Here is a 23,381-nt window from a genome sequence, read left to right as displayed (position 1 = left end):
TAGCTAGCTATACATACGGACAAATGTATCGTTCATACAATGCAACAAGGGGGAGAGAGCGATGTACGATTTTTCGACATTGATGAGTGAGATTGATCAATTGCAACATGATCCAGTTGTTCGCATACATGAAATCGGACGAAGTGTGCTAAACAAACCGATCATTGAATTGCAAATTGGTGAAGGAGAAACATATGTGCACATGAACGCGTCGTTTCATGCGAATGAATGGATTACATCAGCAGTTGTGATGGCGTTCGTGCGCGACTATGTGCAAGCATTAAAGAATAAACAACATCTTTGTGGATATGATGTACAATCATTGTATAAAAAAACGACGTTATCGATTGTGCCGATGGTCAATCCAGATGGAGTCGATCTTGTGTTACATGGAAAGAAAGCGGCTCAACATTATGAAGAAGAAGTGTTGCGCATCAACGAAGGAAACGAAGATTTTTCACAATGGAAAGCAAACATTCGGGGAGTAGATTTAAACAATCAATTTCCTGCAAAATGGGAGATAGAGAAAGAAAGAAAAGCTCCCAAAACCCCCGCTCCCCGCGATTTCCCTGGTTTTTCTCCGTTAACAGAACCAGAAGTGCAAGCGATGGCAACATTGACAATGGAGCGTGATTTTTTTAAAGTATTAGCTTTTCATACGCAAGGAAAAGAAATTTATTGGGGATATGAACAATGTGAGCCGCCCGAAGCGGAAGAAGAAGTGAATGAATTTGCGAAGTGGAGTGGTTATGTACCTGTTCGGTATATTGACAGCCATGCGGGATACCGCGATTGGTTTATTTTCAATTGGAAGCGATGTGGGTATACAATTGAGCTTGGTGAAGGGGTTAATCCGCTCCCGTTTTCCCAGTTTCATTCTATTTACAATGAAAGCATCGGTATTTTTATGACCGCCCTTGCTCGTACGTAAAAAGACGCCGATACGTTGGCGTCTTTTTAATGGGCAACTGGATATCCGTGATAAATAACAGTCATAATTGTAAACCAACCGAATACGGCAACAGTGCCGATCCCTAGCAATACGCCGAGGAAATTTTTCTCGCGCAACGAACGAATGACACCGTAAGCAGCGAGCAATGTGACTAACGTAAAAATCACGACTAAAATAATTCCTGTTGGCATAACTTCCCCTCCTTATGTACACCGATTATTCCTTTTTCATTGTAATCGTTTTTGTTACGTTTGTCGAGGTGCAAAACGTATGTTGTTCATGTACAATGTGAATAGAATATACAGAAAGTGAGGAAAATGAGATGAAGTGGGAACGTATTCCTTTAGGTCCATTGCAAACAAACGCGTATGTGCTTGTTCATGAAAATGGGACGTGTTTAATTTTTGATCCAGGTAGCGAAGGAGAAAAGTTGATTCAACATATTGTGGCAAACGGTTGGACACCGTTAGCTGTGTTGCTTACACATGCTCATTTTGACCATATTGGAGCTGTGGACGATGTAAGAAACCGATGGTCCATTCCTGTATATGTACATAAAAAAGAACAATACTGGCTTACGGATCCGATGAAAAATGGCTCTTTATTATTTATGGGAGAAACGATCACTGTAAACGAAGCTGACGTGTTGCTTGAAGAAGAGCAAACATTGAAGATTGGTGATTTCTCCCTTCAAGTGATTGAAACACCGGGACATTCCCCAGGTAGTGTATCGTACTACGTAGAAGATGCTCAAGCGATCGTATCAGGAGACGTCTTATTTTTGGGAAGCATTGGTCGCACCGATTTGCCAGGAGGAAATTACGAACAGCTGTTGCAAAGCATACATCGCCAGCTTCTTGTTCTTCCTGAAGAAACGGTTGTGTTATGTGGTCATGGTCCAGAAACAACGATCGGGGCAGAGATGGATACGAATCCGTTTTTGAACGGTTTTTAGGCAAAAAAAATCCCTTCTCTATACAGAGAAGGGGGTTTGGGGGATGTTTTTATTCCTATAATGGGAGGGGATATAGTTAAGCTACTAACTTAACAATATAACAAATTTAACACTATGTCAATAGTGAAAAAAGGGTGCAGATAAAAAAATGTTAGAAAAAATGAGAAATCAACGTTTGTCATACGCGGATTACATGAAGTTAGCATTATACGATGAACAGTACGGATATTATATGCAACAAAAAGAAAAAATCGGACGTGCAGGAGATTTTATTACAACGAGCAACGTCGGACATATCATTGGGCATGTATTTGCGAGTGTATTTATTCGTTTAATAGAAACATATCATGTTCCGCCATTTATATGTGAAATCGGTGGAGGGACAGGTCGATTTGCTTATGCCGTTTTAGAACAGTGGAAGCGCCAATCGCCAGACACGTTTGAAAAAGGCAAATATACGATCGTTGAAACAAGTCCGTATCATCGGAAAAAACAAGCGGAAACACTCGCTTCATTGATCGACCACGTACATATTGTTTCGAGTTTTGCTGAGCTTTCTACTCCTTTTTGTGGCATCGTATTTAGCAATGAATTATTTGATGCTTTTCCTGTTCATGTCATTGAAAAACGGAACGGCCAACTATATGAATGTTTTGTTGCAGTAGAGGAAGATCGGCTTGTTGAACAATCCGTCCCGCTTGAAAACGAAGAAATTGTTGAATATATCGTTGAGCGGAACATTCAGCTCGTTGATGGGCAGCGATTTGAAATTCCGTTAGCGATGAAAAAGTTTATTTTTGAGCTTGATCAAGCGATTGATGAGGCGATCATTTTTACAGTTGATTATGGGTATACAGATGAAGAGTGGAAACATCCAGCACGAAAACAAGGCAGTTTGCGTGGTTATTATCGTCATCAGCTTATTGATGATCCGCTTCGTTATCCGGGAGAAATGGATCTCACGACGCATATTCAATGGGATGCGTTACGTTTTTATGGGGAGCAAGCGGGCTGGACATTTACCCATTTATGGCGTCAAGATGAGTTTTTATTGCAGGCAGGTATTTTAAATCAACTCATTGAACATCATGATCCGAATCCGTTTTCTGAGCAAAGTCGACACAATCGCGCCATTCGCTCACTCGTTATGAGCGATATCGGAAAAGCGTTTCAAGTGATGGTTCAACAAAAGAAAATAAATGTTCCTATTTTTACATAAAAAAGCGATGAGGTGCACTCATCGCTTTTTACTCGCCTATGCCAGGGACCATCATAAACGTTGTCCAGTACGTAAATCCGGCAAAAAAGACCGTTAAGTACGCACCGAAAATGTAAATGTACATTCTTTCTGTTAATTTTAAGTAGCTTAACAAAAGAAAGAATCCTGTTTGGCCGAGGAACAATAATGACGTTGTATGCATATGGCCAAGATAAAACATGACAGCAAAAATCCCTGTCCAAAATGACAAGACGCGGAACATACGATCCATATGTATCCCTCCTTTTCTGACCGTTTCCCTTACTTATTATAATGTACTTGAAATGGTTGTGTAAACGTTCTATTTTTTTAGAATGGCTTGATACGTACATGAATTACAGCCTGATGGCATAATTTCTTCTGTGACAAGTTCGGCGTTTGTAAACAATACTTCTAACATCCCTTTTAAAAAGGCATTATGCATATAACAGACGGAATCCGGATGTGCAAATGCAAGTTCTTTAAACGGACAGTTGAAAATTTCAAAATAAATTTTCCCTTGATTTTCACTATAATGGAATGTCGGATAAAATCCTGCTGCTTCGGCTGCTTTTTGTAAAATGTTCATTTTTTCTTCTACACTTAGCTGCTCAAGCGCTTGCATCGATTGAACGTGTTGTTGTACAAGTTCTTGACCGAATAACTTTCCTGTTTCATACAACGCTTGTTTCCCTGCTTCTCCGAGTTTCATCATCGCATGAATCGCAATTTTTGATAACAGCTGGTAGTCGCGAAACGGAAAATGAAGCTGAATCACATCATCAGATAGGCGATATAATCTGCTCGGTCTGCCACCTTTTCCTGTCTTTTTCGTTTCGGATACAAGCATATTGACATCTTCAAGTTTTGTTAAATGAAGACGAGCGACATTCGGATGAATATGGAACGCATCAGCAATTTCTTGAACGGTTACTTCTTGATGTTTTCTAGCAATATACTGATAAATTTCGTAACGAGTCGGATCGGCAAGGACGCTTGTGATTTTTAATACTTGGTCCATTATGTCTCACTCCTATATGTTCATTCATTTACATTATAATACATGTATTTCCACAATGGAAATGCATATATAGGTCTTTTTCCCTATCTTTTTGTAACGTTCACAAAGTTTTAAAACAAATTTATATACAAATGTTAAACAAATGTTATACAATATGTATAACTAAGTGGAGAGAGGAGTGTTTGTTATGCTGACTGTATATATGCATCCGAGTTGTACATCGTGCCGAAAAACAAAAAAATGGTTATGCGCCAACAATATTGAATTTCGTGAGCGTCATTTGTTTCGTGAAACACCAACCTATGAAGAGTTATTGCATTTATTGTCACTGACGACGGAAGGAATCGATGAGATTTTAGCAACACGCAGTCAATCGTTTAAGCAGCTTGTTGAAAATGTTGAAGAGTGGCCGTTATCGAAAGTTGTCGAGCTACTTGTGAAAGAACCTCGTCTCCTTCGCCGTCCAATTGTTACAGATGGCAAGCGGCTCGTTGTTGGCTATAACCCGTCAGCGTTAAAAAATATCGCGAAAAAATATCGGCGCGCATGTGTTTCATGACGTTCACCCGCATATGGGTGAATATTTTTTTGAATTTTTTACGAATGAAGAAGGAATTTGGCGAAACATGTTGAATAATGAAGGCGAAAAAATGAAGAAAGGGGGATGGCGTTGCAGGCTATTGAACGGTTAGCTGATCGCCTGATTGAAGAAGCTTATATGCTTCAAGCTTCCGACATTCATATCGTTCCACGCAAACAAGATGCGCTTGTGCAATTTCGCTTAGGGGGAATGCTCGTTACAAAAAATGTGTTATCGAAACAGACATGTGAACGTTTGCTTGCCCACTTTAAATTTCTCGCTGATATGGATATTGGAGAACGTCGTCGTCCGCAAAGCGGAGCGATGGAAATGAACCTCACCCACACGACGATACATCTTCGGTTATCAACGTTGCCTACCATCTATGATGAAAGCTTAGTTATCCGCTTGCTTCCGTTACACTCATTTCTTCCGCTTAAACAACTCGCGCTCTTTCCTTCAACCGTAAAAAAGTTGCTCGCCTTATTAAACTATTCTCATGGGCTTATTATTTTCACAGGACCGACTGGATCTGGGAAAACGACAACGCTATACAGTTTGTTAAACGTATGTCGTCACCATTTTCAACGAAATGTCATTACGCTAGAAGATCCGGTTGAAAAGCGGGCGGAAGATGTATTGCAAGTGCAAGTAAACGAAAAAGCGGGTATTACGTATGCGGCAGGGTTAAAAGCGATTCTCCGCCATGACCCAGATGTCATTATGGTTGGGGAAATTCGTGATGCGGAGACTGCGCGAATTGCCGTTCGCGCCTCGTTAACAGGACATCTCGTGTTAACAACTATGCATACGAAAGATGCGGTTGGAGCGATTTATCGCCTTCTTGAGTTCGGTGTGCCATTTCAAGAAATGGCACAAACGTTAGTCGCTGTAACAGCGCAACGTCTTGTACAATTAAAATGTCCGTTTTGTGAAGGAGAGTGCTCCCCTTTTTGTCGACAGTATCGACCTGTCCGGCGAGCAGCTGTTTATGAGCTGCTATATGGAAATGAACTGGCGCAAGCAATGAGAGCGGCGAAAGGAGAGCAGGCGACATATATGTACACTCGATTAAAAGATGTGATTAAAAAAGGAATTGCGCTCGGTTTTTTACATGAAAGCACCATTGAAAGTTGGTTGTTAGATGAAGCGGCGTTGTAATTGGTCGTTGCAGGAGCAAAGCGCGTTTTTTCTCCAACTCGGTAAATTGCTTAGTAAAGGGTATTCGCTTGCTCAAGCGATTGAGTTTTTGCAAATTCAGCAACCTCCTGCAAAGCAACGCGATCTTGACGATTGTGTACATGCGTTGCGAGCAGGCGTACCGATTCATGAAGCTTTTTCTCGCATGCAATTTCATTCTCATCTTTTAGCCTATGTCTTTTTTGCCGAGCAACATGGACAACTTGCTCACGGATTTATTGAAGCAGGGGAAATTGGACAAATGAGGGCAATATACATCGAGCAAGTGAAGCGTATGTTGCGTTATCCATTATTTCTTTTTAGTTTTTGTATCATGATGTTTTTCATGTTTCAGCAAGTATTAGCTCCACAGTTTTCTCATCTTCTTTCTTCGTTTCATGCTCGCTCATCTTTTTCTACATTCCTTTTTACTGTCACTATATGGCTTCCACGTATACTTTCCGTTGCGTTCATCATGTTTGCTTTTTTAGGATTGTTTTATTTGCTTTTCGTTCGTTCATGGCCTATTCATAAACAAATAGATTTGTTTATGAAGCTCCCTCTCATCCGTTCATGGATTGTGTCATTCCATACGCAAGTGTTTTCGTTACAATTAAGCCACTTGTTAAAAGGAGGGCTGTCCATTTATGAGGCGCTACAAATTTTTGAGCATCAATCCCACCTTCCATTACTAAAAGAAGAAGCAAAAATCATGAAACAGCAACTATGTGCAGGTGAGAAGCTAGATGAAATGATTCAGCAACGGAAGTATTACGAAAAGGAACTATCATTTGTCATCCGTCACGGGCAGTCGAACGGAGAATTAGTACAAGAATTATTTCATTATAGCCAGTTTTCATTGCAAAAATTAGAAAACCGTCTAAGAAAAATTGTATATATTACGCAACCACTGTTGCTTAGTTGTATCGGTATTTTTGTCGTTTTGATGTATATCGCTATGTTGTGGCCTATTTTTCAACTGTTAAATCATATATAGAGGGGGATGTATATGAGAAATGAAAAAGGATTTACGCTAATTGAAATGTTAATTGTGTTAATGGTCATTACTATTTTGATTTTAATTACGATCCCAAATGTGACAAAACATAACAGTATGATTAACAACAAAGGATGTTCAGCGTTTTTAAAGATGGTTCAATCACAGGTAAAAGCATATGAAATGGAGCACGGAACGATTCCGACGGTGCAACAGTTAGTAGATGGAAAATATATTGAAAGTAACCGTTGTCCAAACGGAAAAGAAATCGTGATTACGAGTGAAGGGGACGTTTTAGAAAGTGAATGAACGAGGATTTACGTTGATCGAAATGTTAATCGTTCTTTTTGTTGTAACAAGCATCATGTCGTTTACCGTTCCACCCCTTCAACACGTATTAGCTGAACGGCAGTTACAATATTTTTTAGAACAGTTCCAAAACGATATGTTATATGCCCAACAATATGCAATAAGTCGGAAAAAGACGGTAGCCATTATATTTTCTTTCGACACATGCCGTTATCAGGTGAAAGAAGGAGGGACGTTTGGAAAGGAGCTATTTGCTCGCTCCTTCCCCTCCCCATTTCAATTTCAAATGGCTACGTTATCGCCGCCGCTTTATTATTATCCGAATGGTAATGTGAATAAAGCCGGGACGCTTCTTGTTGCATACGGAAGTAAAAAATATAAAATCGTTTTTCAATTAGGGAAAGGACGATTGTATGCGCAAAAATTGTAACGGTTTTACGTTTATTGAACTGCTCGTTTCGCTTAGTTTATGGAGCGGTTTAATCGCTATGCTCCTTGTTCATTGGACAACGATTGTTGTGGAACGGGAAAATAAAAAAATGGAAATGATCGCGAATCAAATTTTATATGAAGCAATGATGAATGAACATCGTGAAAACGAAACGGTCGTTGTTCGGGGAAAATACACATTTTCATTATTTATGCGATCGAATGAGCGATGTGTTCGTTGGGAAGATAGGCTGAAAAAAACGAAAGAAAGATGTGAGACATTGTTGCAATGATTCAAAAAGAAAAAGGCTTTACGTTAATAGAAATATTAATGTCGCTTACAGTTTTTTTCATCATTTTATCTTTATTGACAAAGGCCTTTCATTTATCGTGGAGCTATACAACAAAACGCGGAAACTTTCACTATTTTGAATGGGTTGTTTTTATCCAACAAGCAAAAATAGAACTGAGAGAATCAAAAGACGTTCATATATACGGCACAACGATTCAATTCGATAAATGGACGGGCGAGCGCGTGACGTACGAAAAGTATGGAACGATCATTCGCAGGCGCGTAAATGCTACTGGGCATGAAATTATGCTTCAATTTATTCAACATATATCGTATAAAAAAGAACAAACGGGCATTCGCATACGAGTATTAACAGATAAGGGGGATGTATATGAAGCGTTTATCCCGTCTTTTCGGCCATATGAAAAATGAACAAGGTGTTATTTTTCCGTTTACGGTCATGTGTGCGTTGTTTATGAGCGCTCTTTTTCTTCACTCTGTCGCATTGTATCATACAGACATACAGTTTTTTGAAGAAGAAAAAAAGTGGTATGAAGCAGACTATTTGATGAAACAAACGCTCAATGATGTGAAACAAACGCTTGCCAATGCACCAGAAAACGTGCCATCATTAAGCCAAACGATTTTATTTTCTCGCGGACAGGCAACGTATAGCGCAGCAAAAAACGGAGCGGATGTTTGGTCTGTCAATGTATCATGTGTAACGAATGATCAATTTCGCTATGATGTTCAGTTTCAATTTCATGTATTAACAAACGACATTTCGCAGTGGAAAGAACGATACTAGAGAGGGAGAGAATATGAGGGCGATTTACTTGACAGGGTTTATGGGGGCAGGAAAGACGACGATTGGAAAACGATTAGGAGAAGTATTACAGTTACCTGTGATAGACACGGATGCATATATTGAGCAACAAGTTGGAAAAACGATTACAAAGATTTTTGCGGAAGAGGGGGAAGAGACATTTCGGGCGTATGAACGGGAAGCGTTGAAGAAGCTTCCAAAGGAACATGTGATTATTACAACAGGTGGCGGGATTGTTATTCAAGCAGAAAATCGTCAATTTATGCGCGAGCATGGAATCGTCATTTATTTACATTGTGAGCTACATGAATTGTTTCGGCGTTTAGCTGATGATGAGACCAGACCGCTACTAATGGAAAATAAACAAAAGCAAATGAAAAAGCTATTTGAACAAAGACTGGCGTGGTATCGTGAAGCACATATGACAATCGATACAACAAATCGCACGATAGATGACATCGTAGAAAACATTGTATCTTTGCTTAAATCACCTCATTTTTGACGATACTAGCATCGAGGTGATGAACGATGGCAGGAAACGATTATGTTAAATTTATGACTGAGCAAGTTGTGAAATATTTAGACCAACCAAAAGACGAACGGAAAAGACAAAGACAAGAGAAGAAACAGCTAAAAAAACAGCAAAAGCAGCCGTTTTTATATCGTTGGTTTGGTGTCATTCCGTATGCCATTATGCTTTTATTTAAGCGGAAATAAGGCTAGTACTAGCCTTATTTCGCCTGCAAATAAAATATCCCACCGTTGATAACGGAAATGTGGATTCTCGGTTCATACCTTTGTCGCAACGCTTCTTTTTCATTTTCATATTCTTCTCGTTTTTCTTCGACACCTTCATAAAAATGTTGCAGTAATGCTAAGTCTTCTTCCCAACGCGCGCGCGCCTCATCTGCCCATTCATGCGTTTCGGAGGCGATGAGACGTTCAACAAAAGCTTCAAGACGTGTAAGTCCACTCATCGGCTTAATAAGTGGAGAAATCGTAAAGCAATAATCTGGCACAGTGACTCCCCATTGTTTTTCTTTTAACACGTCGTAAAACGACTCGACGATTGTTCCACTAATGAGATGAATACCTAGCGATAATAAACGATCTTGTTTTCGGTCGCATTCATATGAAAGCAATATGTTTGTATGAAGCCACGGATGAAGAGCGACAGATCGTTCCAATACTTGTTCATAGAGCCGAACGAACCGCCCATTCATTTTAGCGATCGAAAAAATTTGATGAAGGCGGGGTGAACCGAAATGAATATGTTCTCCTTGTTCGTGAACGGATCGTTTTGTGATGAGCGAGAGTTGCAACGGTTCACCTACAGCACCGATGCGCTCAACATAATGCCAGTAAAATGGGCGATTCATTAATTGTTTATCCATCTCAACGGTGAGTTGAACACGTATATGTCCATCGTTACGTTCGACAATGGGACAATGGGTGGCGGTAAAAAAGCGTTCAAGAAACGATTGGATGTCATCTTGCTGCATGTGTCCGTTCCTCCGTATTCGCTAAAATTTCTACAAAATTTTGCATTTTAATTTTCAGTTCTCCTTCGCTTTTTGATTGAGCAATCATGCGTTCTAAATGGTTTGAAAACGTCGGAGATTGTAACTTCATTAAAATATCATCTAATTCCCCGACGACCCGTTCAAATAAACGAATTTTTTCATACAGTAATGCAAATACGTGTTCTTCTACCGTGTCGCGCACAACAAAATTATAAATGTGTACATCTTTTGTTTGTCCAAGGCGATGAACACGTCCGATTCGTTGTTCTAGACGCATCGGATTCCAAGGTAAATCGTAGTTAATCACATGGTTACAAAACTGCAGGTTAATTCCTTCTCCTCCTGCTTCTGTTGCGATAAGTACTTGGGCGCGATGTTGAAACAACTCTTTCATCCAATCTTTTTTACTTCGTTTAAATCCGCCACGAAACGGTACAGAAGAAATGCCGTGTTGTTTAAAAAACCATTGCAAATACAATTGGGTCGCTCGGTATTCTGTAAATACAATCACTTTATCGTTTATTGTTTGAATAAGTTCCAGCGCTTTTTTTGCTTTCGTATGTTCGGTGATCTCATTCATTTTTTGTAACAATGCACCAATAGTCGTTTCGGTGTTCGGATGTCGCTCCATCATGCTTTTTAACGTGCAAAAAAGAGCTTCTTTACTACTACATATTTCACGCAATAACGTAATGTGTGATAACGATGTATCGGAAAAATGGGGCTTTGATTGTCGGATCGTCTCATATACGTTTCGTTCTGCTTCCGAAAAATCAATAAACATCGTTTCGACGTGCCGCTTCGTCCATTCAATTCCTGTATCGTGGCGACGATGTCGAATCATTACTTTTCGAATGAGTTCTTTTAAATGGGCATCATCATGTAATGTGCGTAGCTTTCCATACCTTTTTTGAAATTGTTCGGCATTCCCTAAATGCCCAGGTTTCAGCAGGGAAACGAGATGAAAAATTTCTTCCACGCGGTTTTGAATCGGTGTCGCCGTCAACAGTAAGCAAAACTTCTTTTTTAATCCTTGAACAAATTCATAGTTTTTCGTTTTATTGTTTTTCAATTTATGTGCTTCGTCAATAATGACAATATCGTATGTTTGTTCATAAATGATATCCCGATGCGGTTGTTTTTTCGCTGTATCGATTGATGAAACGACAACGTCACATTGTTCCCATACGTAGCTTTTCCTTTGAGCAACGGCAGGAATAAAAAATTTTTCATTTAATTCTTGCACCCATTGCGAGACGAGAGAAGCAGGAACGAGAATAAGCGCCTTTTTCACAAGTCCACGAATCATATATTCTTTTAAAATTAATCCTGCTTCAATCGTTTTTCCCAGCCCGACTTCATCCGCTAAAATAGCTTTTCCGTTCATTTGTTCAACAACTTGACGTGCAACATCGTATTGATGAGGTAAAATCGTTATATGTGGTAAATGTTTTGGCGCTTGTAGTCCATCAAACTGAGGAATAGTTAACGCTTTGGCTGCTTCGAGCGCCAATTCGTACAATTCCCAGTTTGACCACGGACCGTCACGTTCGATGCGCGTCATAAATTCGTCCTTCCAACTTTTCTCCCAATGTACTGTGACGTTCATAAGTATCCCTCATTTTCCGAACATTTTTGTTTAAAACAAAAAGAATTTACGTATTTTATTTATAAAAAGATGTTGCGACAAACGAGAAGTTATAAGATAATAAAAAACGTAAGAAAGTTTATAAAATTGTTTCATTATGTGCCTACATGTAGTGTGGCACAAGAGCGACAATTGTATACGGGCGGATGAGAACAAGGGGAGAGACTACGCAATGTAGCGCCGAAGGAGCAAGTGGCAACACGAATCTCTCAGGCAAAAGAACTCTTGTTTGACGCAGCTCTGGAGAGCGTTCACGAACGTGAACCACCCACGAGGACACCTATTACAGGGAAACTTTCAGGTGAAAGGACAGAGACTACCATATGACAATATGGGGGTCGTCTGTCTTTTTTTATGAACAAGGAGGGAGCATATGTTAAAAAGAACACCGCTATTTCCTCTGTATGCAGAGTATGGCGCGAAAACGATTGACTTTGGCGGTTGGGAGTTACCCGTGCAATTTTCTAGCATTAAAGAAGAACATGAAGCGGTACGGACGAGAGCTGGACTGTTTGATGTGTCGCATATGGGCGAGTTTGAAGTGAAAGGAAAAGATAGCCTTGCCTTTTTACAAAAAATGATGACAAACGATGTCGCAAAATTAACAAATGGTCGCGCCCAATATACGCTTATGTGCGATGAAGACGGTGGAACAGTTGATGATTTACTTGTTTATAAAAAAGGAGACGATCATTACCTTCTTGTCGTAAATGCCGCAAATATTGAAAAAGATTTTGCGTGGCTTGAAGCGCATGTATTTGGCGATGTTGAACTTGTCAATATTTCAAACGATATGGCGCAATTAGCACTACAAGGGCCGCTTGCGGAAAAAGTGTTACAACGATTGACGACTGTCGATTTATCGACCATAAAATTTTTCGCTTTTGCTGATCACATCGATGTCGCAGGGGTTCAAGCGCTTGTGTCGCGGACAGGATATACAGGTGAAGACGGGTTTGAGCTATATTGCCGAGCAGAAGATGCCCAAGCACTTTGGCGAGCGATTTTAGAGACAGGAAAAGAAGACGGGGTGCTTCCGTGCGGGCTCGGTGCGCGCGATACACTGCGTTTTGAAGCATGCTTGCCGCTTTATGGGCAAGAGTTAGCGAAGGATATTACACCAATTGAAGCCGGGCTTAGCTTTGCGGTCAAAACGAATAAAGACGTTGACTTTTTCGGAAAAGAAGTATTAAAGAAACAAAAAGAAGAAGGGGCTTCACGGAAACTTGTCGGCATTGAAATGATCGACAAAGGCATTCCGCGTCACGGATATGCGGTATATGTAAACGGTGAGCAAGTTGGTATCGTTACGACAGGAACTCAATCACCAACGCTTAAAAAAAATATCGGCCTAGCATTGATTTCTACTGCGTATTCTGCCCTTGATACAGAAGTAGAAGTAGACATTCGCGGGAAACGACTAAAAGCGAAAGTAGTGGCAACGCCGTTTTATAAACGCACAAAATAATGTGAGGAGAGAGAGTTATGCTTCATCGTTATTTGCCAATGACGGAAGAAGATAAGCAACAAATGTTAGAAACGATCGGTGTGCAATCGATTGATGAACTGTTTTCCGATATTCCAGAAAGCGTTCGTTTTCAAGGCGAATACAACATTAAACCAGCAAAATCAGAGCCGGAGTTAATGAAAGAATTAATGGCATTAGCCGCAAAAAATGCGGATATCAAGACGTATCCCTCATTTTTAGGAGCAGGGGTGTACGACCATTATATTCCAACGATCGTTGACCATGTCATTTCGCGTTCCGAGTTTTATACGGCGTATACGCCATATCAGCCAGAAATTTCCCAAGGGGAATTGCAAGCGATTTTCGAGTTTCAAACGATGATTTGTGAGCTAACGGGCATGGATGTGGCTAACTCGTCGATGTATGATGGTGGGACGGCACTAGCAGAAGCAGCGTTGTTAAGCGCGGCGCATACGAAAAAGAAAAAAGTGCTATTATCCAAAGCGGTGCATCCAGAATATCGCGACGTTGTGAAAACGTACGCAAAAGGCCCAGGGCTAGAAGTGATAGAAATCCCGTATAAAAACGGTGTAACGGATCTTGATGCGCTTCAAGCGGAAATGAATGAAGATGTTGCGTGTGTCATTGTGCAATATCCAAACTTTTTCGGACAAATTGAACCATTAAAAGAGCTCGAGCCGATCGCTCATGCGCATAAAGGGATGTTTGTTGTCGCAAGCAATCCGCTTGCGTTAGGCGTATTGACACCGCCAGGACAGTTCGGTGCCGACATCGTCGTTGGTGATGCGCAACCGTTTGGGATTCCAACGCAATTTGGCGGTCCACATTGTGGCTATTTTGCTGTAAAATCCGCGCTCATGCGCAAAATTCCAGGGCGACTTGTCGGACAAACGACAGACGAAGAAGGGCGGCGCGGCTTTGTTTTGACGTTGCAAGCGCGTGAACAACATATTCGCCGCGATAAAGCGACATCGAATATTTGCTCCAACCAAGCGTTAAACGCACTCGCTGCATCGGTAGCGATGACCGCACTCGGCAAAAATGGCGTAAAAGAAATGGCGACAATGAATATTCAAAAAGCGCATTATGCAAAAGAAGCGTTCGTCAATCATGGATTTGATGTCGTATTTACAGGACCGTTTTTCAACGAGTTTGTCGTTCGTATGAACAAGCCGGTAGCGGAAGTAAATAAAAAGCTATTGGAAAAAGGCATGATCGGCGGCTACGATCTCGGACGCGATTATCCAGAACTACAAAACTGCATGTTAATTGCAGTCACAGAATTGCGTACGAAAGAAGAAATCGACACGCTTGTGAAAGAATTGGGGGATTGTCATGCATAAAGATCAACCGCTTATTTTTGAATTAAGCAAGCCAGGACGAATCGGGTATAGCTTACCAGCGCTAGACGTACCAGCAGTCGATATTGCACAAGTCGTTCCAACCGACTACATTCGTCAAGAAGCACCAGAGCTTCCTGAAGTATCAGAGCTTGATATTATGCGCCATTATACAGCGCTATCCAAGCGCAACCATGGGGTTGATTCCGGCTTTTATCCGCTTGGATCTTGTACGATGAAATACAATCCGAAAATCAATGAAAACGTTGCTCGCTTTGCTGGGTTTGCCCACATTCATCCGCTTCAGCCGGAAGAAACGGTACAAGGGGCGCTTGAATTAATGTATGACTTACAAGAACATTTAAAAGAAATTACCGGCATGGATGCGGTGACGTTGCAGCCAGCCGCTGGCGCGCATGGGGAATGGACAGGACTGATGATGATTCGCGCCTACCATGAAGCAAACGGCGACTACAACCGAACGAAAGTCATCGTTCCTGATACGGCGCACGGAACAAATCCTGCATCAGCAACAGTTGCCGGGTTTGAAACGGTGACGGTAAAATCGACAGAAGAAGGGCTTGTCGATTTAGACGATTTACGCCGCGTCGTCGGCCCAGATACGGCCGCACTTATGCTTACAAACCCAAATACGCTCGGTCTTTTTGAAGAAAACATTTTAGAAATGGCGGAAATCGTGCATGCCGCAGGCGGAAAGCTGTATTACGACGGGGCGAACTTAAATGCGGTGTTAAGCAAAGCGCGCCCTGGCGATATGGGCTTTGATGTCGTGCATTTAAACCTTCATAAAACGTTTACTGGTCCGCATGGCGGCGGTGGCCCTGGCTCTGGTCCAGTTGGTGTGAAGGCGGATCTTATTCCATTTTTACCGAAACCGACGGTGGAAAAGGGAGAAAACGGCTACTATTTCGACTATGACAGACCGCAAGCGATCGGTCGCGTGAAGCCGTTTTATGGCAACTTCGGCATTAACGTTCGCGCCTATACGTATATTCGTTCGATGGGGCCAGACGGCTTAAAAGCAGTGACAGAGTATGCGGTATTAAACGCGAACTACATGATGCGTCGCTTAACGGAATATTACGACTTGCCATACAACCGTCATTGCAAGCACGAGTTTGTCCTATCAGGAAAGCGACAAAAGAAATTAGGGGTGCGCACGCTTGATATTGCGAAGCGTTTGCTTGATTTCGGCTATCATCCGCCGACGATTTACTTCCCATTGATTGTCGAAGAGTGTATGATGATCGAGCCGACGGAAACGGAATCAAAAGAAACACTAGATGCGTTCATTGACGCGATGATTCAAATTGCGAAAGAAGCGGAAGAAACGCCGGAAATCGTCCAAGAAGCGCCGCATACAACAGTCGTGAAACGATTAGATGAAACGACGGCGGCCCGCAAACCGATTTTGCGTTATCAGAAATAAAAAAGGTGCCAGGCGTTTTTGCTTGGCACCTTATTTTTTCTTCACCTTTCCTGTCCACATTTTAAATCCACCTTTTAAGTGGTAAAGGTCGCGATATCCTTTTCGGTAAAGCATTTGTGCCGCACGGCCGCTGCGAAGTCCGCTTTGGCAATATAAATAAATCGGTTGGTCTTTACGCAATTCTTTCATGCGCAAACGCAGTTGTGAAAGCGGGATGTTACGTGCTCCTAAAATGTGACCGGCAGCGTATTCATCTGGTTCGCGAACATCGATGAGTTGCGCTTTTCGATAACCTGCGCGGAACTCTTCTTCCGTAAGCGTTTTAACGACTCGCTTTTGGTAAAAGTATGTAATGACCGCGTACACAATGATTGCTCCGAGAATAATAAGAACTGTTGTCATGCTGACCCTCCTTTTTCATCGTTGCCACGTCTATTATATAAATGTTTCGTCAAAGAAGCAAAGCATTTTCCATTGACTTATTATGTTTGCTACACTATAAAATGATAGAGGAAAGGGTGGAGTAGATGGAAAAAGAAGTATGGCGATTTATTGACTCAGGCGATTGTTCCCCAGCGTTTAATATGGCGCTTGATGAAGCGTTGTTAGAATGGCATAGTGAAGGAAACTTTCCACCAACCATTCGGTTTTACGGTTGGAACCCACCGACGCTTTCGATCGGCTATTTTCAAAAAGTCGAAAAAGAGATCGATATGGATGCAGTAAAAAAATACGGACTTGGTTTTGTGAGACGTCCAACAGGCGGGCGCGGTGTGCTTCATGATAAAGAATTAACGTATAGCGTTATCGTATCAGAAGCGCATCCAGCTATGCCGCAAACGGTGACGGAAGCGTATCGCGTCATTTCACAAGGCATTTTGGAAGGATTTCGTTTCCTTGGGCTTGATGCGTATTTTGCTGTTCCGAAAACAGAAGAAGAAAAAGCGGATTTAAAAAATCCGCGCTCGGCTGTTTGTTTTGACGCACCGTCTTGGTATGAGCTCGTTGTCGAAGGAAGAAAAGTGGCAGGAAGCGCCCAAACGCGACAAAAAGGGGTCATTTTACAACATGGCTCGATTTTATTAGACTTAGATGAAGAAATGCTTTTTAGCTTATTTAAGTATCCAAACGAACGAGTAAAAGAGCGATTGCGACAAAATTTTAAAAACAAAGCGGTTGCGATCAATGAGCTAACCGATCGAAAAGTGACGATCGATGAGGCGAAAGAAGCATTTTTCAAAGGGTTTGAAAAAGGTTTAAACATTCAGTTGGAACGATATGAATTAACCGATGATGAGCGATTGTACGTTCAGCAACTAGCGAGAAATAAATACGAAACAGATGAATGGAATTTTAAACGATAAATTTTCCTCTTGACAAATAAAAAACACTTGACTTAATTATCAATATGTAGTATGGGTTTTGTAAAAAAACATACTATATATTGATTTTTTTATTGATTATTGTTGTCGATATATGGTAGTTTAATGTAGTAAGATTATGTTGGAAGAGGAGAGGTAAACATGACGGTTGCGTTTTCTGAAAAAATGACGGTGAATGTGGACAAGTTGAATGAAGACATTCGCCTATTTCCACAAGTGCACCCGATTACTCCTGAGATGCACATTACATATAAGGGTGTGTCGCGTTTAGTGATGCTTGATCGCTATTCGTTTAAAGATACGGAAAAGTTGACGCTAAGCGTCGGGGATTTTGTCGTTTTAACAGTGAAGGAAGATCCAAAGTTTCCGGCGCGTGGGCTTGGGTTTATTGTCGAGTTGGATTGGGAGAGTAAAAAAGCACACGTGCTTGTGGAAGAAGAATATCGCCATGTGCTAGAAGGGGACGAGGCGAAAACAGGCATTGTCGTTCGTTCTCTTGATGTTATTGAAAAACCATTAGAAATTTATTATGAGCAAATTGCAAAGCGTAACGCAACCGGGCTAGCCGCTGTTGAGCAAACGGAAGAAAAACGGCAAGAGTGGTTCGAAAAGTTTTATGAACAGCTCGTCAGCCTAAATTTTGTTCCAGCAGGGCGCGTATTATATGGAGCAGGTTCTGGAACAGAAGTGACGTACTTTAACTGCTACGTCATGCCATTTGTCAAAGACTCGCGTGAAGGTATTTCTGAACATCGCAAACAAGTGATGGAAATTATGAGCCGCGGTGGCGGTGTCGGAACGAACGGTTCTACCCTTCGCCCACGCAATACACTCGCGCGCGGAGTAAATGGAAAATCGTCCGGTTCAGTGTCATGGCTTGACGACATTGCAAAACTGACCCATCTTGTCGAACAAGGTGGAAGTCGCAGGGGCGCTCAAATGATTATGTTAGCCGATTGGCACCCGGACATTATTGAATTCATTATTTCGAAAATGCAAAATCCACGCATTTTGCGCTATTTGCTTGAAAATACAGAAGATGAAGGCATTCAAAAAGCAGCGAAAGAAAAACTAAAGTTTACACCGCTTACTGAACAAGAGCGCGCGATGTATCAAGGAATTGTTAACTACAAAAACATCCCAGGATACGGCGGCTTTTCAGAAAAAATTATTAAAGACGCGGAAGAAAAGTTGCGGACAGGCGGAACGTATAGCGTGCACAATCCGGACTTTTTAACAGGGGCGAACATTTCCGTTTGCTTAACGAAAGAGTTTATGCAGGCAGTAGAAAACGATGAAGAATACGAATTGCGCTTCCCAGATGTTGAAACGTACTCGGAAGAAGAAATGCGCATCTACAACGAAAAATGGCACGAAGTCGGTGATGTGCGTGAATGGGAGAAGATGGGCTATCGCGTTCGCGTCTACCGGAAAATTCGCGCGCGCGAGCTATGGAAGCTCATTAACATTTGCGCAACGTATTCCGCCGAACCGGGCATTTTCTTTATCGACAACGCCAACGATATGACGAACGCAAGAGCGTACGGACAAAAAGTAGTCGCAACAAATCCGTGTGGTGAACAACCACTCGCACCTTATTCTGTGTGCAATTTAGCTGCAATTAATTTGGCGAATATGGTCGATAAAGAAAAGAAAGTTGTGGATTATGAAAAATTAAAGCGGACGGTTGAAGTCGGTGTCCGCATGCAAGATAACGTTATTGACGCAACTCCGTACTTCCTTGAGGAAAATAAAAAACAAGCGCTTGGGGAGCGCCGTGTCGGTCTTGGCGTTATGGGACTAGCGGATTTGCTTATTTATTGCGAAAAAGAGTACGGTTCGAAAGAAGGAAATCAGTTAGTTGACGAGCTGTTTAAAACAATTGCGACAACGGCGTATCGTGCGTCGATTGAGCTTGCGAAAGAAAAAGGAAGCTTTCCGTTTTTAGTTGGTGAAACAGAAGAAGAAACGATGAAATTGCGTGAAGCGTTTATTCACACCGGTTATATGAAAAAAATGCCGGACGATATTCGCCAAGATATTTTAAAATACGGCATTCGCAACTCGCATTTGCTGACCGTGGCTCCGACGGGTAAGTAGTTGCCCCCTGTATTTGTAAAAATACAGTGAAAACTCGGCTATATGCGGGGAAATCTGGCGTATCTCTTGCTACCTGTGCCTTGCCAGCACATAAAGAGGTAAAAATGCAAGAGTGTTGGATGAATCCTACCAGACAATCCGCAGGGAAGTCGTGGCTGACCCCTCAACGACTATACGCCGAGCAACCAAAATTCTTAACAGGAACATCTGTTCTGTTTTATAATAATTATATATATTAGGACAGAAAAGGAGAGGTGTTCCTGTGAAGAAAAAATGTCTTAATTGCGATGAAGAAATTTATGTAAAACCTAGTCACTTTGAAAGAAAAAAATTTTGTTCCCGATCTTGCAAAACAGAGTACCAAAAAAAGAATCCTCCATTATTTTAGAAAAAGATGAGTAAAAAAGTGAGAGTTTTCTGCTCATTTTGTGGAAAGGAAATGTTGCGAAAGCCTTCTATTATTCAAAAAAATAACTTTTGCAACAAACAATGTAGAAGAATGTATCTAATAAAAAATGCCCATCAAATTAATCAGCATTTGAGAAAACGTGTCGAAAAAATTTGTGAAATTTGCGGGAAAACGTTTGATGTCCCAAAAAATCGAGAGTTCAGTGCGAAATATTGTTCGAAGACATGTTTGGGCAAAGCGAACGGGGAAAGAGGAAAAGCTCAATATAAAAAGCGAATTATTGTCACATGTAATAATTGTGGCAAGCAAATCGAGAAAAAACCTTCTGTTGTTAGAAACCTTAATTTCTGTTCTGTGCATTGCATGGGTGATTATTATGAAAGAACTAGGATGTTCTCTGGAGAAAACAATGGTGCTTGGGCAGGAGGAGATATAGAATATTATGGACCAAACTGGAGAGCTCAGCGCAGGAAGGCTAGGGAACGTGATAATTTTACTTGTCAAGATTGCGGAATAACAGAAGCTGAATATGGACGTGAATTATCAGTTCATCACATTATACCATTCAGGGCTTTCAATGGTGATTGGGAAAAGGCGAATGAATTATCTAATTTAATTACCTTATGTGAGTATCCTTGTCATCGCAAAAGACATTCACAGGAGATTTGGTTGAAGATATAGTCTGACCCATATGGCGACATATGGAGCAGGTAGCAATATCGTACCTGCCTTCTGTCCAATATGGTATGGATAGAAGTAACATAAGTGAGTACCGGAACCATGATCGGCGTGTCCACAGGACTTGAACCATATTTTTCTTTCTCTTATTATCGAAGCGGCCGTCTAGGTAAGTTTATTGAAGTGAAGGCGGATATCGTTCAAGAATATTTAGATAAACATCCAGAAGCAGATCCGAACAACTTGCCGCATTGGTTTGTAACCGCGATGGATTTATCGCCAGAAGCGCATGCGGATGTACAATGCATTATTCAACGTTGGGTCGATTCAAGCCTTTCGAAAACGGTGAATGCCCCGCGCGGCTATACGGTCGAGCAAGTACAAAAAGTGTACGAGCGTTTATGGCGAGGCGGTGCAAAAGGTGGAACAGTCTATGTCGACGGTAGCCGCGATGCGCAAGTATTAACATTAAAAGCGGAAGAACATGCGGTCGAAGAGCAGCTAGAGCTTCTGCCAGAAGAACCGAAAAAACGGGCTGTTGCGCTTGTTGAAACGATTCCAGATTTACGCGCAACGGACGTCACGATCGGTTCGGAAGTTGGAAACATTTGTCCAGTATGCCGTGAAGGAACGGTCGAAGAAATCGGTGGCTGCAACACGTGCACAAGTTGCGGTGCCCAGTTAAAATGTGGTTTATAACGTAAAAAGGGACGGGAAAACCCGTTCCTTATTTTATTATGAACAATAACAAAAATTGTATTTCATCACCTCATACGAATAAACCATACTAACATTGAGGTGATTGTATGAAGCCATTTATTCCTCAGCTTGTTTATTTTGAGCCCGAAGCGCTTCATTATCCGCTCGGCAAAGAGTTATATGAAAAATTTAAACGTATGCATATCGACATTCGCGAAACGACATCGCATAACCAAGTGCGCGGCATTCCGGGAGATAACGAGCTTCAGCAATATCGGAATGCAAAATCAACGCTTGTTGTCGGTGTTCGGCGCACATTAAAATTTGATACGTCTAAACCATCGGCAGAATATGCGATTCCTCTGGCGACGGGATGTATGGGGCATTGTCATTATTGTTATTTACAGACGACTATAATGATATACAAAAGCAATATAAAGAGAGGTGAAAAAATGAATATTCTTATTGATCATATGAAGCAAACTATACGAAAGATAGATGCTTTTATCGACAATTACACTATTGGCACACTCATCATCGAGAAAGGGCAAGCATTTTTAGAAACAGAGATCGGGGAACTTATTGTGCTCAATGATTCGTTTGAAATTCAAGTGCTTGCTGGCTCACAATATCACACAATCACATATGAGCAAGCAACCAATACATTTTGTTCTGATGCTCCCGAATGGCACTTGTTTGCAGGGTTTGAATGTCGTGTTAGAAAGGCGGTAGCGTGATGAAAACACTAAAATTAACTGAAAACGAATTGGCGACACTCAAAGCGGTGCTTTTCACAGAAATTCAACGTGTGAAAAAGGAAAAAGCCGCAGGTGCAAATGTGGATGATTTGCTTAAGCAATACGAGCAAGCATTTGAAGCGTTGAATTTTGCGAAGTGAAAAAAGCGAGAGGAGATAAGAACATGAAAGAATATGTAGTTTTTGCAGATGTGAAAATAATATTTTCAACAACAATCAAAGCTAATAGTGAAGAAGAAGCGCAAAGAATAGCGGTTGATAAATTCGATGATGTAGCATTAAAAGAGTTACGTTTAGAGGATGGATATAAATTGTATCTCAAGCATGAAAACGGTGAAGTAGTCGAGCCAAATGTTGATGATTTTTCTATCGAAATCACAGGAATTGATGATGAATATTAAGAAAATAAAAATCCACTATTCCTATATGGATAGTGGATTTATTGTCTATTTATGACGAATTATGACGAACGATTTTTCTTTAAAAGTGCAAATAATGTCCGATATAATAACTGTACGGACTTATCCAAAAGAAGCGCATAGTGAGGCTAATTTTAAAATTTATTTTACTTGATTACTATTATACTTGAATTTTTGGATAAGTCAACAATAAATTAAAAAAATTTAGGAGGTGATGGAGAATGTGAAGCGGTGTTTAGTGTCGGTGTCGGTGGAGTTTAGAGAGATAAAAATAAATTAAGCAAAGGGGTTGAGTATATGAAGAACAGAAAACGAAAAGGAAATCGAATCGAGATTGTTGGACAGGTAGCCTATGTTTATGCGAGTAATAAACCAGATAAATGTTTTATCATTGATGCACACAATGTTGAGAAAATCAGACCTTATACGTGGTACTACGATAAAAATGGATATGGAGTTGCAGAAATTTATCCAAACGGTCAGCGTGTTCATATTTACATGCACAGATTAATCATGAATGTTTTAGATGATGATAGAGAGGTTGATCATATTAACCATTGTAGAAATGACAACAGAGAAGCTAATTTACGCATATGTGATGATGAAGCACCTAATCAAGTGTTAAAGCCGATGATAAAATCCCCAATATAGCCGGAATAAAATTCCCCACTTACAATAGAACCATAGTGTCAATGAGAGGAGCTATGGTT

At 41.0% G+C, this 23,381-nt stretch carries 27 protein-coding genes, 3 pseudogenes and 1 riboswitch; of the genes and pseudogenes, 24 read left to right on the top strand and 6 right to left on the bottom strand.

The annotated features are described in order from the left end of the window. Positions 1 to 61 precede the first annotated feature (61 nt). On the top strand, positions 62 to 931 hold the full coding sequence (locus EKC99_RS05550) for a M14 family metallopeptidase (protein WP_163150905.1): 870 nt from the start codon (positions 62 to 64) through the stop codon (positions 929 to 931). 26 nt (positions 932 to 957) lie between these two features. On the opposite strand, the gene EKC99_RS05545 is transcribed toward EKC99_RS05550, so the two are convergent. Beyond that, the gene (locus EKC99_RS05545; protein ID WP_021095212.1) at positions 958 to 1,143 is read right to left on the bottom strand and encodes a DUF2759 domain-containing protein; all 186 of its coding nucleotides are present in this window, start codon (positions 1,141 to 1,143) and stop codon (positions 958 to 960) included. Positions 1,144 to 1,274: 131 nt separating this feature from the next. Here EKC99_RS05545 and EKC99_RS05540 point away from each other — a divergent pair, with 131 nt between their 5' ends. Together EKC99_RS05540 and EKC99_RS05535 are read left to right on the top strand one after the other, a co-directional pair. Further along, positions 1,275 to 1,907, top strand: coding sequence for an MBL fold metallo-hydrolase (locus tag EKC99_RS05540; protein ID WP_163150903.1), 633 nt, complete (start codon positions 1,275 to 1,277; stop codon positions 1,905 to 1,907). A 148-nt stretch (positions 1,908 to 2,055) separates the two neighbouring features. Then, positions 2,056 to 3,126, top strand: a complete 1,071-nt coding sequence (locus EKC99_RS05535) for a class I SAM-dependent methyltransferase (RefSeq protein ID WP_035066755.1) — start codon at positions 2,056 to 2,058, stop codon at positions 3,124 to 3,126. Between the two features lie 28 nt (positions 3,127 to 3,154). Here the strand turns inward: EKC99_RS05535 and EKC99_RS05530 are convergent, their stop codons facing one another. Beyond that, complete coding sequence (locus tag EKC99_RS05530) at positions 3,155 to 3,397, bottom strand: DUF2626 domain-containing protein (RefSeq protein ID WP_009373952.1); 243 nt, start codon at positions 3,395 to 3,397, stop codon at positions 3,155 to 3,157. Positions 3,398 to 3,466: 69 nt separating this feature from the next. Beyond that, on the bottom strand, positions 3,467 to 4,165 hold the full coding sequence (locus tag EKC99_RS05525; RefSeq protein WP_035066758.1) for a helix-turn-helix transcriptional regulator: 699 nt from the start codon (positions 4,163 to 4,165) through the stop codon (positions 3,467 to 3,469). Between the two features lie 187 nt (positions 4,166 to 4,352). Between EKC99_RS05525 and EKC99_RS05520 the strand changes: the two genes are divergently transcribed. The 10 genes from EKC99_RS05520 to EKC99_RS05475 all read left to right on the top strand — a co-directional run bounded on the left by EKC99_RS05520 (position 4,353) and on the right by EKC99_RS05475 (position 9,494). Beyond that, entirely contained in the window at positions 4,353 to 4,724 is a 372-nt protein-coding gene (locus tag EKC99_RS05520) for a Spx/MgsR family RNA polymerase-binding regulatory protein (protein ID WP_009373947.1), read from the top strand. 111 nt (positions 4,725 to 4,835) lie between these two features. Beyond that, the gene (comGA, locus tag EKC99_RS05515; RefSeq protein WP_026011547.1) at positions 4,836 to 5,906 is read left to right on the top strand and encodes a competence type IV pilus ATPase ComGA; all 1,071 of its coding nucleotides are present in this window, start codon (positions 4,836 to 4,838) and stop codon (positions 5,904 to 5,906) included. Then, positions 5,890 to 6,921, top strand: a complete 1,032-nt coding sequence (comGB, locus tag EKC99_RS05510; protein ID WP_163150901.1) for a competence type IV pilus assembly protein ComGB — start codon at positions 5,890 to 5,892, stop codon at positions 6,919 to 6,921. The genes comGA and comGB overlap by 17 nt, the downstream gene beginning before the upstream one ends. Positions 6,922 to 6,927: 6 nt before the next feature. Beyond that, complete coding sequence (gene comGC / locus EKC99_RS05505; protein WP_019416931.1) at positions 6,928 to 7,230, top strand: competence type IV pilus major pilin ComGC; 303 nt, start codon at positions 6,928 to 6,930, stop codon at positions 7,228 to 7,230. After that, a complete protein-coding gene (comGD, locus tag EKC99_RS05500; RefSeq protein ID WP_009373943.1) occupies positions 7,223 to 7,660 on the top strand; it encodes a competence type IV pilus minor pilin ComGD in 438 nt (145 codons plus the stop codon). The genes comGC and comGD overlap by 8 nt, the downstream gene beginning before the upstream one ends. After that, positions 7,644 to 7,952: a competence type IV pilus minor pilin ComGE gene (comGE, locus tag EKC99_RS05495; RefSeq protein ID WP_163150899.1), complete on the top strand. Its 309-nt coding sequence runs from the start codon at positions 7,644 to 7,646 to the stop codon at positions 7,950 to 7,952. Before comGD ends, comGE begins: the two co-directional genes overlap by 17 nt. After that, positions 7,949 to 8,383: a competence type IV pilus minor pilin ComGF gene (comGF, locus tag EKC99_RS05490; protein ID WP_163150897.1), complete on the top strand. Its 435-nt coding sequence runs from the start codon at positions 7,949 to 7,951 to the stop codon at positions 8,381 to 8,383. Before comGE ends, comGF begins: the two co-directional genes overlap by 4 nt. After that, positions 8,343 to 8,759 carry a competence type IV pilus minor pilin ComGG gene (gene comGG / locus EKC99_RS05485; protein ID WP_163150895.1) on the top strand — a complete coding sequence of 139 codons (417 nt, stop codon included), beginning with the start codon at positions 8,343 to 8,345 and terminating at the stop codon, positions 8,757 to 8,759. Before comGF ends, comGG begins: the two co-directional genes overlap by 41 nt. Before the next feature lie 13 nt (positions 8,760 to 8,772). After that, a complete protein-coding gene (locus tag EKC99_RS05480; RefSeq protein WP_163150893.1) occupies positions 8,773 to 9,279 on the top strand; it encodes a shikimate kinase in 507 nt (168 codons plus the stop codon). Between the two features lie 26 nt (positions 9,280 to 9,305). After that, positions 9,306 to 9,494, top strand: coding sequence for a YqzE family protein (locus EKC99_RS05475; RefSeq protein ID WP_019416934.1), 189 nt, complete (start codon positions 9,306 to 9,308; stop codon positions 9,492 to 9,494). 14 nt (positions 9,495 to 9,508) lie between these two features. Here the strand turns inward: EKC99_RS05475 and EKC99_RS05470 are convergent, their stop codons facing one another. Both EKC99_RS05470 and EKC99_RS05465 read right to left on the bottom strand, forming a co-directional pair. Next, on the bottom strand, positions 9,509 to 10,279 hold the full coding sequence (locus EKC99_RS05470; protein ID WP_163150891.1) for a YqhG family protein: 771 nt from the start codon (positions 10,277 to 10,279) through the stop codon (positions 9,509 to 9,511). Continuing rightward, a complete protein-coding gene (locus EKC99_RS05465; protein WP_163150889.1) occupies positions 10,266 to 11,909 on the bottom strand; it encodes a DEAD/DEAH box helicase in 1,644 nt (547 codons plus the stop codon). The genes EKC99_RS05470 and EKC99_RS05465 overlap by 14 nt, the downstream gene beginning before the upstream one ends. 185 nt (positions 11,910 to 12,094) lie before the next feature. Then, positions 12,095 to 12,183: riboswitch (glycine riboswitch) on the top strand. Between the two features lie 138 nt (positions 12,184 to 12,321). Here EKC99_RS05465 and gcvT point away from each other — a divergent pair. From gcvT to gcvPB, 3 genes are read left to right on the top strand one after another with little or no spacing between them, the layout of a single operon-like run. Then, complete coding sequence (gcvT, locus tag EKC99_RS05460) at positions 12,322 to 13,416, top strand: glycine cleavage system aminomethyltransferase GcvT (protein ID WP_163150887.1); 1,095 nt, start codon at positions 12,322 to 12,324, stop codon at positions 13,414 to 13,416. Between the two features lie 17 nt (positions 13,417 to 13,433). Continuing rightward, positions 13,434 to 14,780, top strand: a complete 1,347-nt coding sequence (gcvPA, locus tag EKC99_RS05455; protein ID WP_163150885.1) for an aminomethyl-transferring glycine dehydrogenase subunit GcvPA — start codon at positions 13,434 to 13,436, stop codon at positions 14,778 to 14,780. Beyond that, a complete protein-coding gene (gene gcvPB, locus EKC99_RS05450; RefSeq protein ID WP_163150883.1) occupies positions 14,773 to 16,227 on the top strand; it encodes an aminomethyl-transferring glycine dehydrogenase subunit GcvPB in 1,455 nt (484 codons plus the stop codon). The genes gcvPA and gcvPB overlap by 8 nt, the downstream gene beginning before the upstream one ends. A 30-nt stretch (positions 16,228 to 16,257) precedes the next feature. Here the strand turns inward: gcvPB and EKC99_RS05445 are convergent, their stop codons facing one another. After that, positions 16,258 to 16,629 carry a rhodanese-like domain-containing protein gene (locus tag EKC99_RS05445; RefSeq protein WP_009373925.1) on the bottom strand — a complete coding sequence of 124 codons (372 nt, stop codon included), beginning with the start codon at positions 16,627 to 16,629 and terminating at the stop codon, positions 16,258 to 16,260. A 125-nt stretch (positions 16,630 to 16,754) separates the two neighbouring features. Here EKC99_RS05445 and EKC99_RS05440 point away from each other — a divergent pair, with 125 nt between their 5' ends. From EKC99_RS05440 to EKC99_RS05405, 8 genes and pseudogenes are all read left to right on the top strand, one after another. Next, positions 16,755 to 17,591, top strand: coding sequence for a lipoate--protein ligase family protein (locus EKC99_RS05440; protein ID WP_009373924.1), 837 nt, complete (start codon positions 16,755 to 16,757; stop codon positions 17,589 to 17,591). Between the two features lie 159 nt (positions 17,592 to 17,750). Continuing rightward, positions 17,751 to 19,703: pseudogene (locus EKC99_RS05435) on the top strand (vitamin B12-dependent ribonucleotide reductase); the annotation flags it as partial. Positions 19,704 to 20,148: 445 nt separating this feature from the next. Further along, entirely contained in the window at positions 20,149 to 20,799 is a 651-nt protein-coding gene (locus EKC99_RS15885) for an HNH endonuclease (protein WP_240468808.1), read from the top strand. Positions 20,800 to 20,886: 87 nt separating this feature from the next. Beyond that, positions 20,887 to 21,495 (top strand): annotated as a pseudogene (locus tag EKC99_RS05425) (vitamin B12-dependent ribonucleotide reductase); the annotation flags it as partial. 107 nt (positions 21,496 to 21,602) lie between these two features. Further along, positions 21,603 to 21,911, top strand: a pseudogene (locus EKC99_RS05420) (spore photoproduct lyase family protein); the annotation flags it as partial. Positions 21,912 to 22,231: 320 nt separating this feature from the next. Then, positions 22,232 to 22,393 carry a hypothetical protein gene (locus EKC99_RS05415; RefSeq protein WP_163150877.1) on the top strand — a complete coding sequence of 54 codons (162 nt, stop codon included), beginning with the start codon at positions 22,232 to 22,234 and terminating at the stop codon, positions 22,391 to 22,393. Between the two features lie 23 nt (positions 22,394 to 22,416). Continuing rightward, the gene (locus EKC99_RS05410) at positions 22,417 to 22,653 is read left to right on the top strand and encodes a hypothetical protein (protein WP_163150881.1); all 237 of its coding nucleotides are present in this window, start codon (positions 22,417 to 22,419) and stop codon (positions 22,651 to 22,653) included. A gap of 315 nt (positions 22,654 to 22,968) precedes the next feature. Continuing rightward, positions 22,969 to 23,322 (top strand): hypothetical protein, encoded by a 354-nt coding sequence (locus EKC99_RS05405; protein ID WP_163150879.1) that lies wholly within the window; start codon positions 22,969 to 22,971, stop codon positions 23,320 to 23,322. Positions 23,323 to 23,381 lie beyond the last annotated feature (59 nt).

This window comes from Anoxybacillus sp. MB8 (assembly GCF_011006755.1).
GTDB classification, from domain to species: domain Bacteria; phylum Bacillota; class Bacilli; order Bacillales; family Anoxybacillaceae; genus Anoxybacillus; species Anoxybacillus gonensis.
Note: the sequence above shows the minus strand (reverse complement) of the source record. Positions and strands in the feature narration are given on the sequence as shown.

Bases quoted from the DNA above. Each gene is read 5' to 3' on its own strand.
- EKC99_RS05550 (WP_163150905.1), top strand. From the start codon at position 62: ATGTACGATTTTTCGACATTGATGAGTGAGATTGATCAATTGCAACAT.
- EKC99_RS05545 (WP_021095212.1), bottom strand. From the start codon at position 1,143: ATGCCAACAGGAATTATTTTAGTCGTGATTTTTACGTTAGTCACATTG.
- EKC99_RS05540 (WP_163150903.1), top strand. From the start codon at position 1,275: ATGAAGTGGGAACGTATTCCTTTAGGTCCATTGCAAACAAACGCGTAT.
- EKC99_RS05535 (WP_035066755.1), top strand. From the start codon at position 2,056: ATGTTAGAAAAAATGAGAAATCAACGTTTGTCATACGCGGATTACATG.
- EKC99_RS05530 (WP_009373952.1), bottom strand. From the start codon at position 3,397: ATGGATCGTATGTTCCGCGTCTTGTCATTTTGGACAGGGATTTTTGCT.
- EKC99_RS05525 (WP_035066758.1), bottom strand. From the start codon at position 4,165: ATGGACCAAGTATTAAAAATCACAAGCGTCCTTGCCGATCCGACTCGT.
- EKC99_RS05520 (WP_009373947.1), top strand. From the start codon at position 4,353: ATGCTGACTGTATATATGCATCCGAGTTGTACATCGTGCCGAAAAACA.
- comGB (WP_163150901.1), top strand. From the start codon at position 5,890: ATGAAGCGGCGTTGTAATTGGTCGTTGCAGGAGCAAAGCGCGTTTTTT.
- comGC (WP_019416931.1), top strand. From the start codon at position 6,928: ATGTATATGAGAAATGAAAAAGGATTTACGCTAATTGAAATGTTAATT.
- comGE (WP_163150899.1), top strand. From the start codon at position 7,644: ATGCGCAAAAATTGTAACGGTTTTACGTTTATTGAACTGCTCGTTTCG.
- comGF (WP_163150897.1), top strand. From the start codon at position 7,949: ATGATTCAAAAAGAAAAAGGCTTTACGTTAATAGAAATATTAATGTCG.
- comGG (WP_163150895.1), top strand. From the start codon at position 8,343: ATGAAGCGTTTATCCCGTCTTTTCGGCCATATGAAAAATGAACAAGGT.
- EKC99_RS05480 (WP_163150893.1), top strand. From the start codon at position 8,773: ATGAGGGCGATTTACTTGACAGGGTTTATGGGGGCAGGAAAGACGACG.
- EKC99_RS05475 (WP_019416934.1), top strand. From the start codon at position 9,306: ATGGCAGGAAACGATTATGTTAAATTTATGACTGAGCAAGTTGTGAAA.
- EKC99_RS05470 (WP_163150891.1), bottom strand. From the start codon at position 10,279: ATGCAGCAAGATGACATCCAATCGTTTCTTGAACGCTTTTTTACCGCC.
- EKC99_RS05465 (WP_163150889.1), bottom strand. From the start codon at position 11,909: ATGAACGTCACAGTACATTGGGAGAAAAGTTGGAAGGACGAATTTATG.
- gcvT (WP_163150887.1), top strand. From the start codon at position 12,322: ATGTTAAAAAGAACACCGCTATTTCCTCTGTATGCAGAGTATGGCGCG.
- gcvPA (WP_163150885.1), top strand. From the start codon at position 13,434: ATGCTTCATCGTTATTTGCCAATGACGGAAGAAGATAAGCAACAAATG.
- gcvPB (WP_163150883.1), top strand. From the start codon at position 14,773: ATGCATAAAGATCAACCGCTTATTTTTGAATTAAGCAAGCCAGGACGA.
- EKC99_RS05445 (WP_009373925.1), bottom strand. From the start codon at position 16,629: ATGACAACAGTTCTTATTATTCTCGGAGCAATCATTGTGTACGCGGTC.
- EKC99_RS05440 (WP_009373924.1), top strand. From the start codon at position 16,755: ATGGAAAAAGAAGTATGGCGATTTATTGACTCAGGCGATTGTTCCCCA.
- EKC99_RS15885 (WP_240468808.1), top strand. From the start codon at position 20,149: ATGTTGCGAAAGCCTTCTATTATTCAAAAAAATAACTTTTGCAACAAA.
- EKC99_RS05415 (WP_163150877.1), top strand. From the start codon at position 22,232: ATGAAAACACTAAAATTAACTGAAAACGAATTGGCGACACTCAAAGCG.
- EKC99_RS05410 (WP_163150881.1), top strand. From the start codon at position 22,417: ATGAAAGAATATGTAGTTTTTGCAGATGTGAAAATAATATTTTCAACA.
- EKC99_RS05405 (WP_163150879.1), top strand. From the start codon at position 22,969: ATGAAGAACAGAAAACGAAAAGGAAATCGAATCGAGATTGTTGGACAG.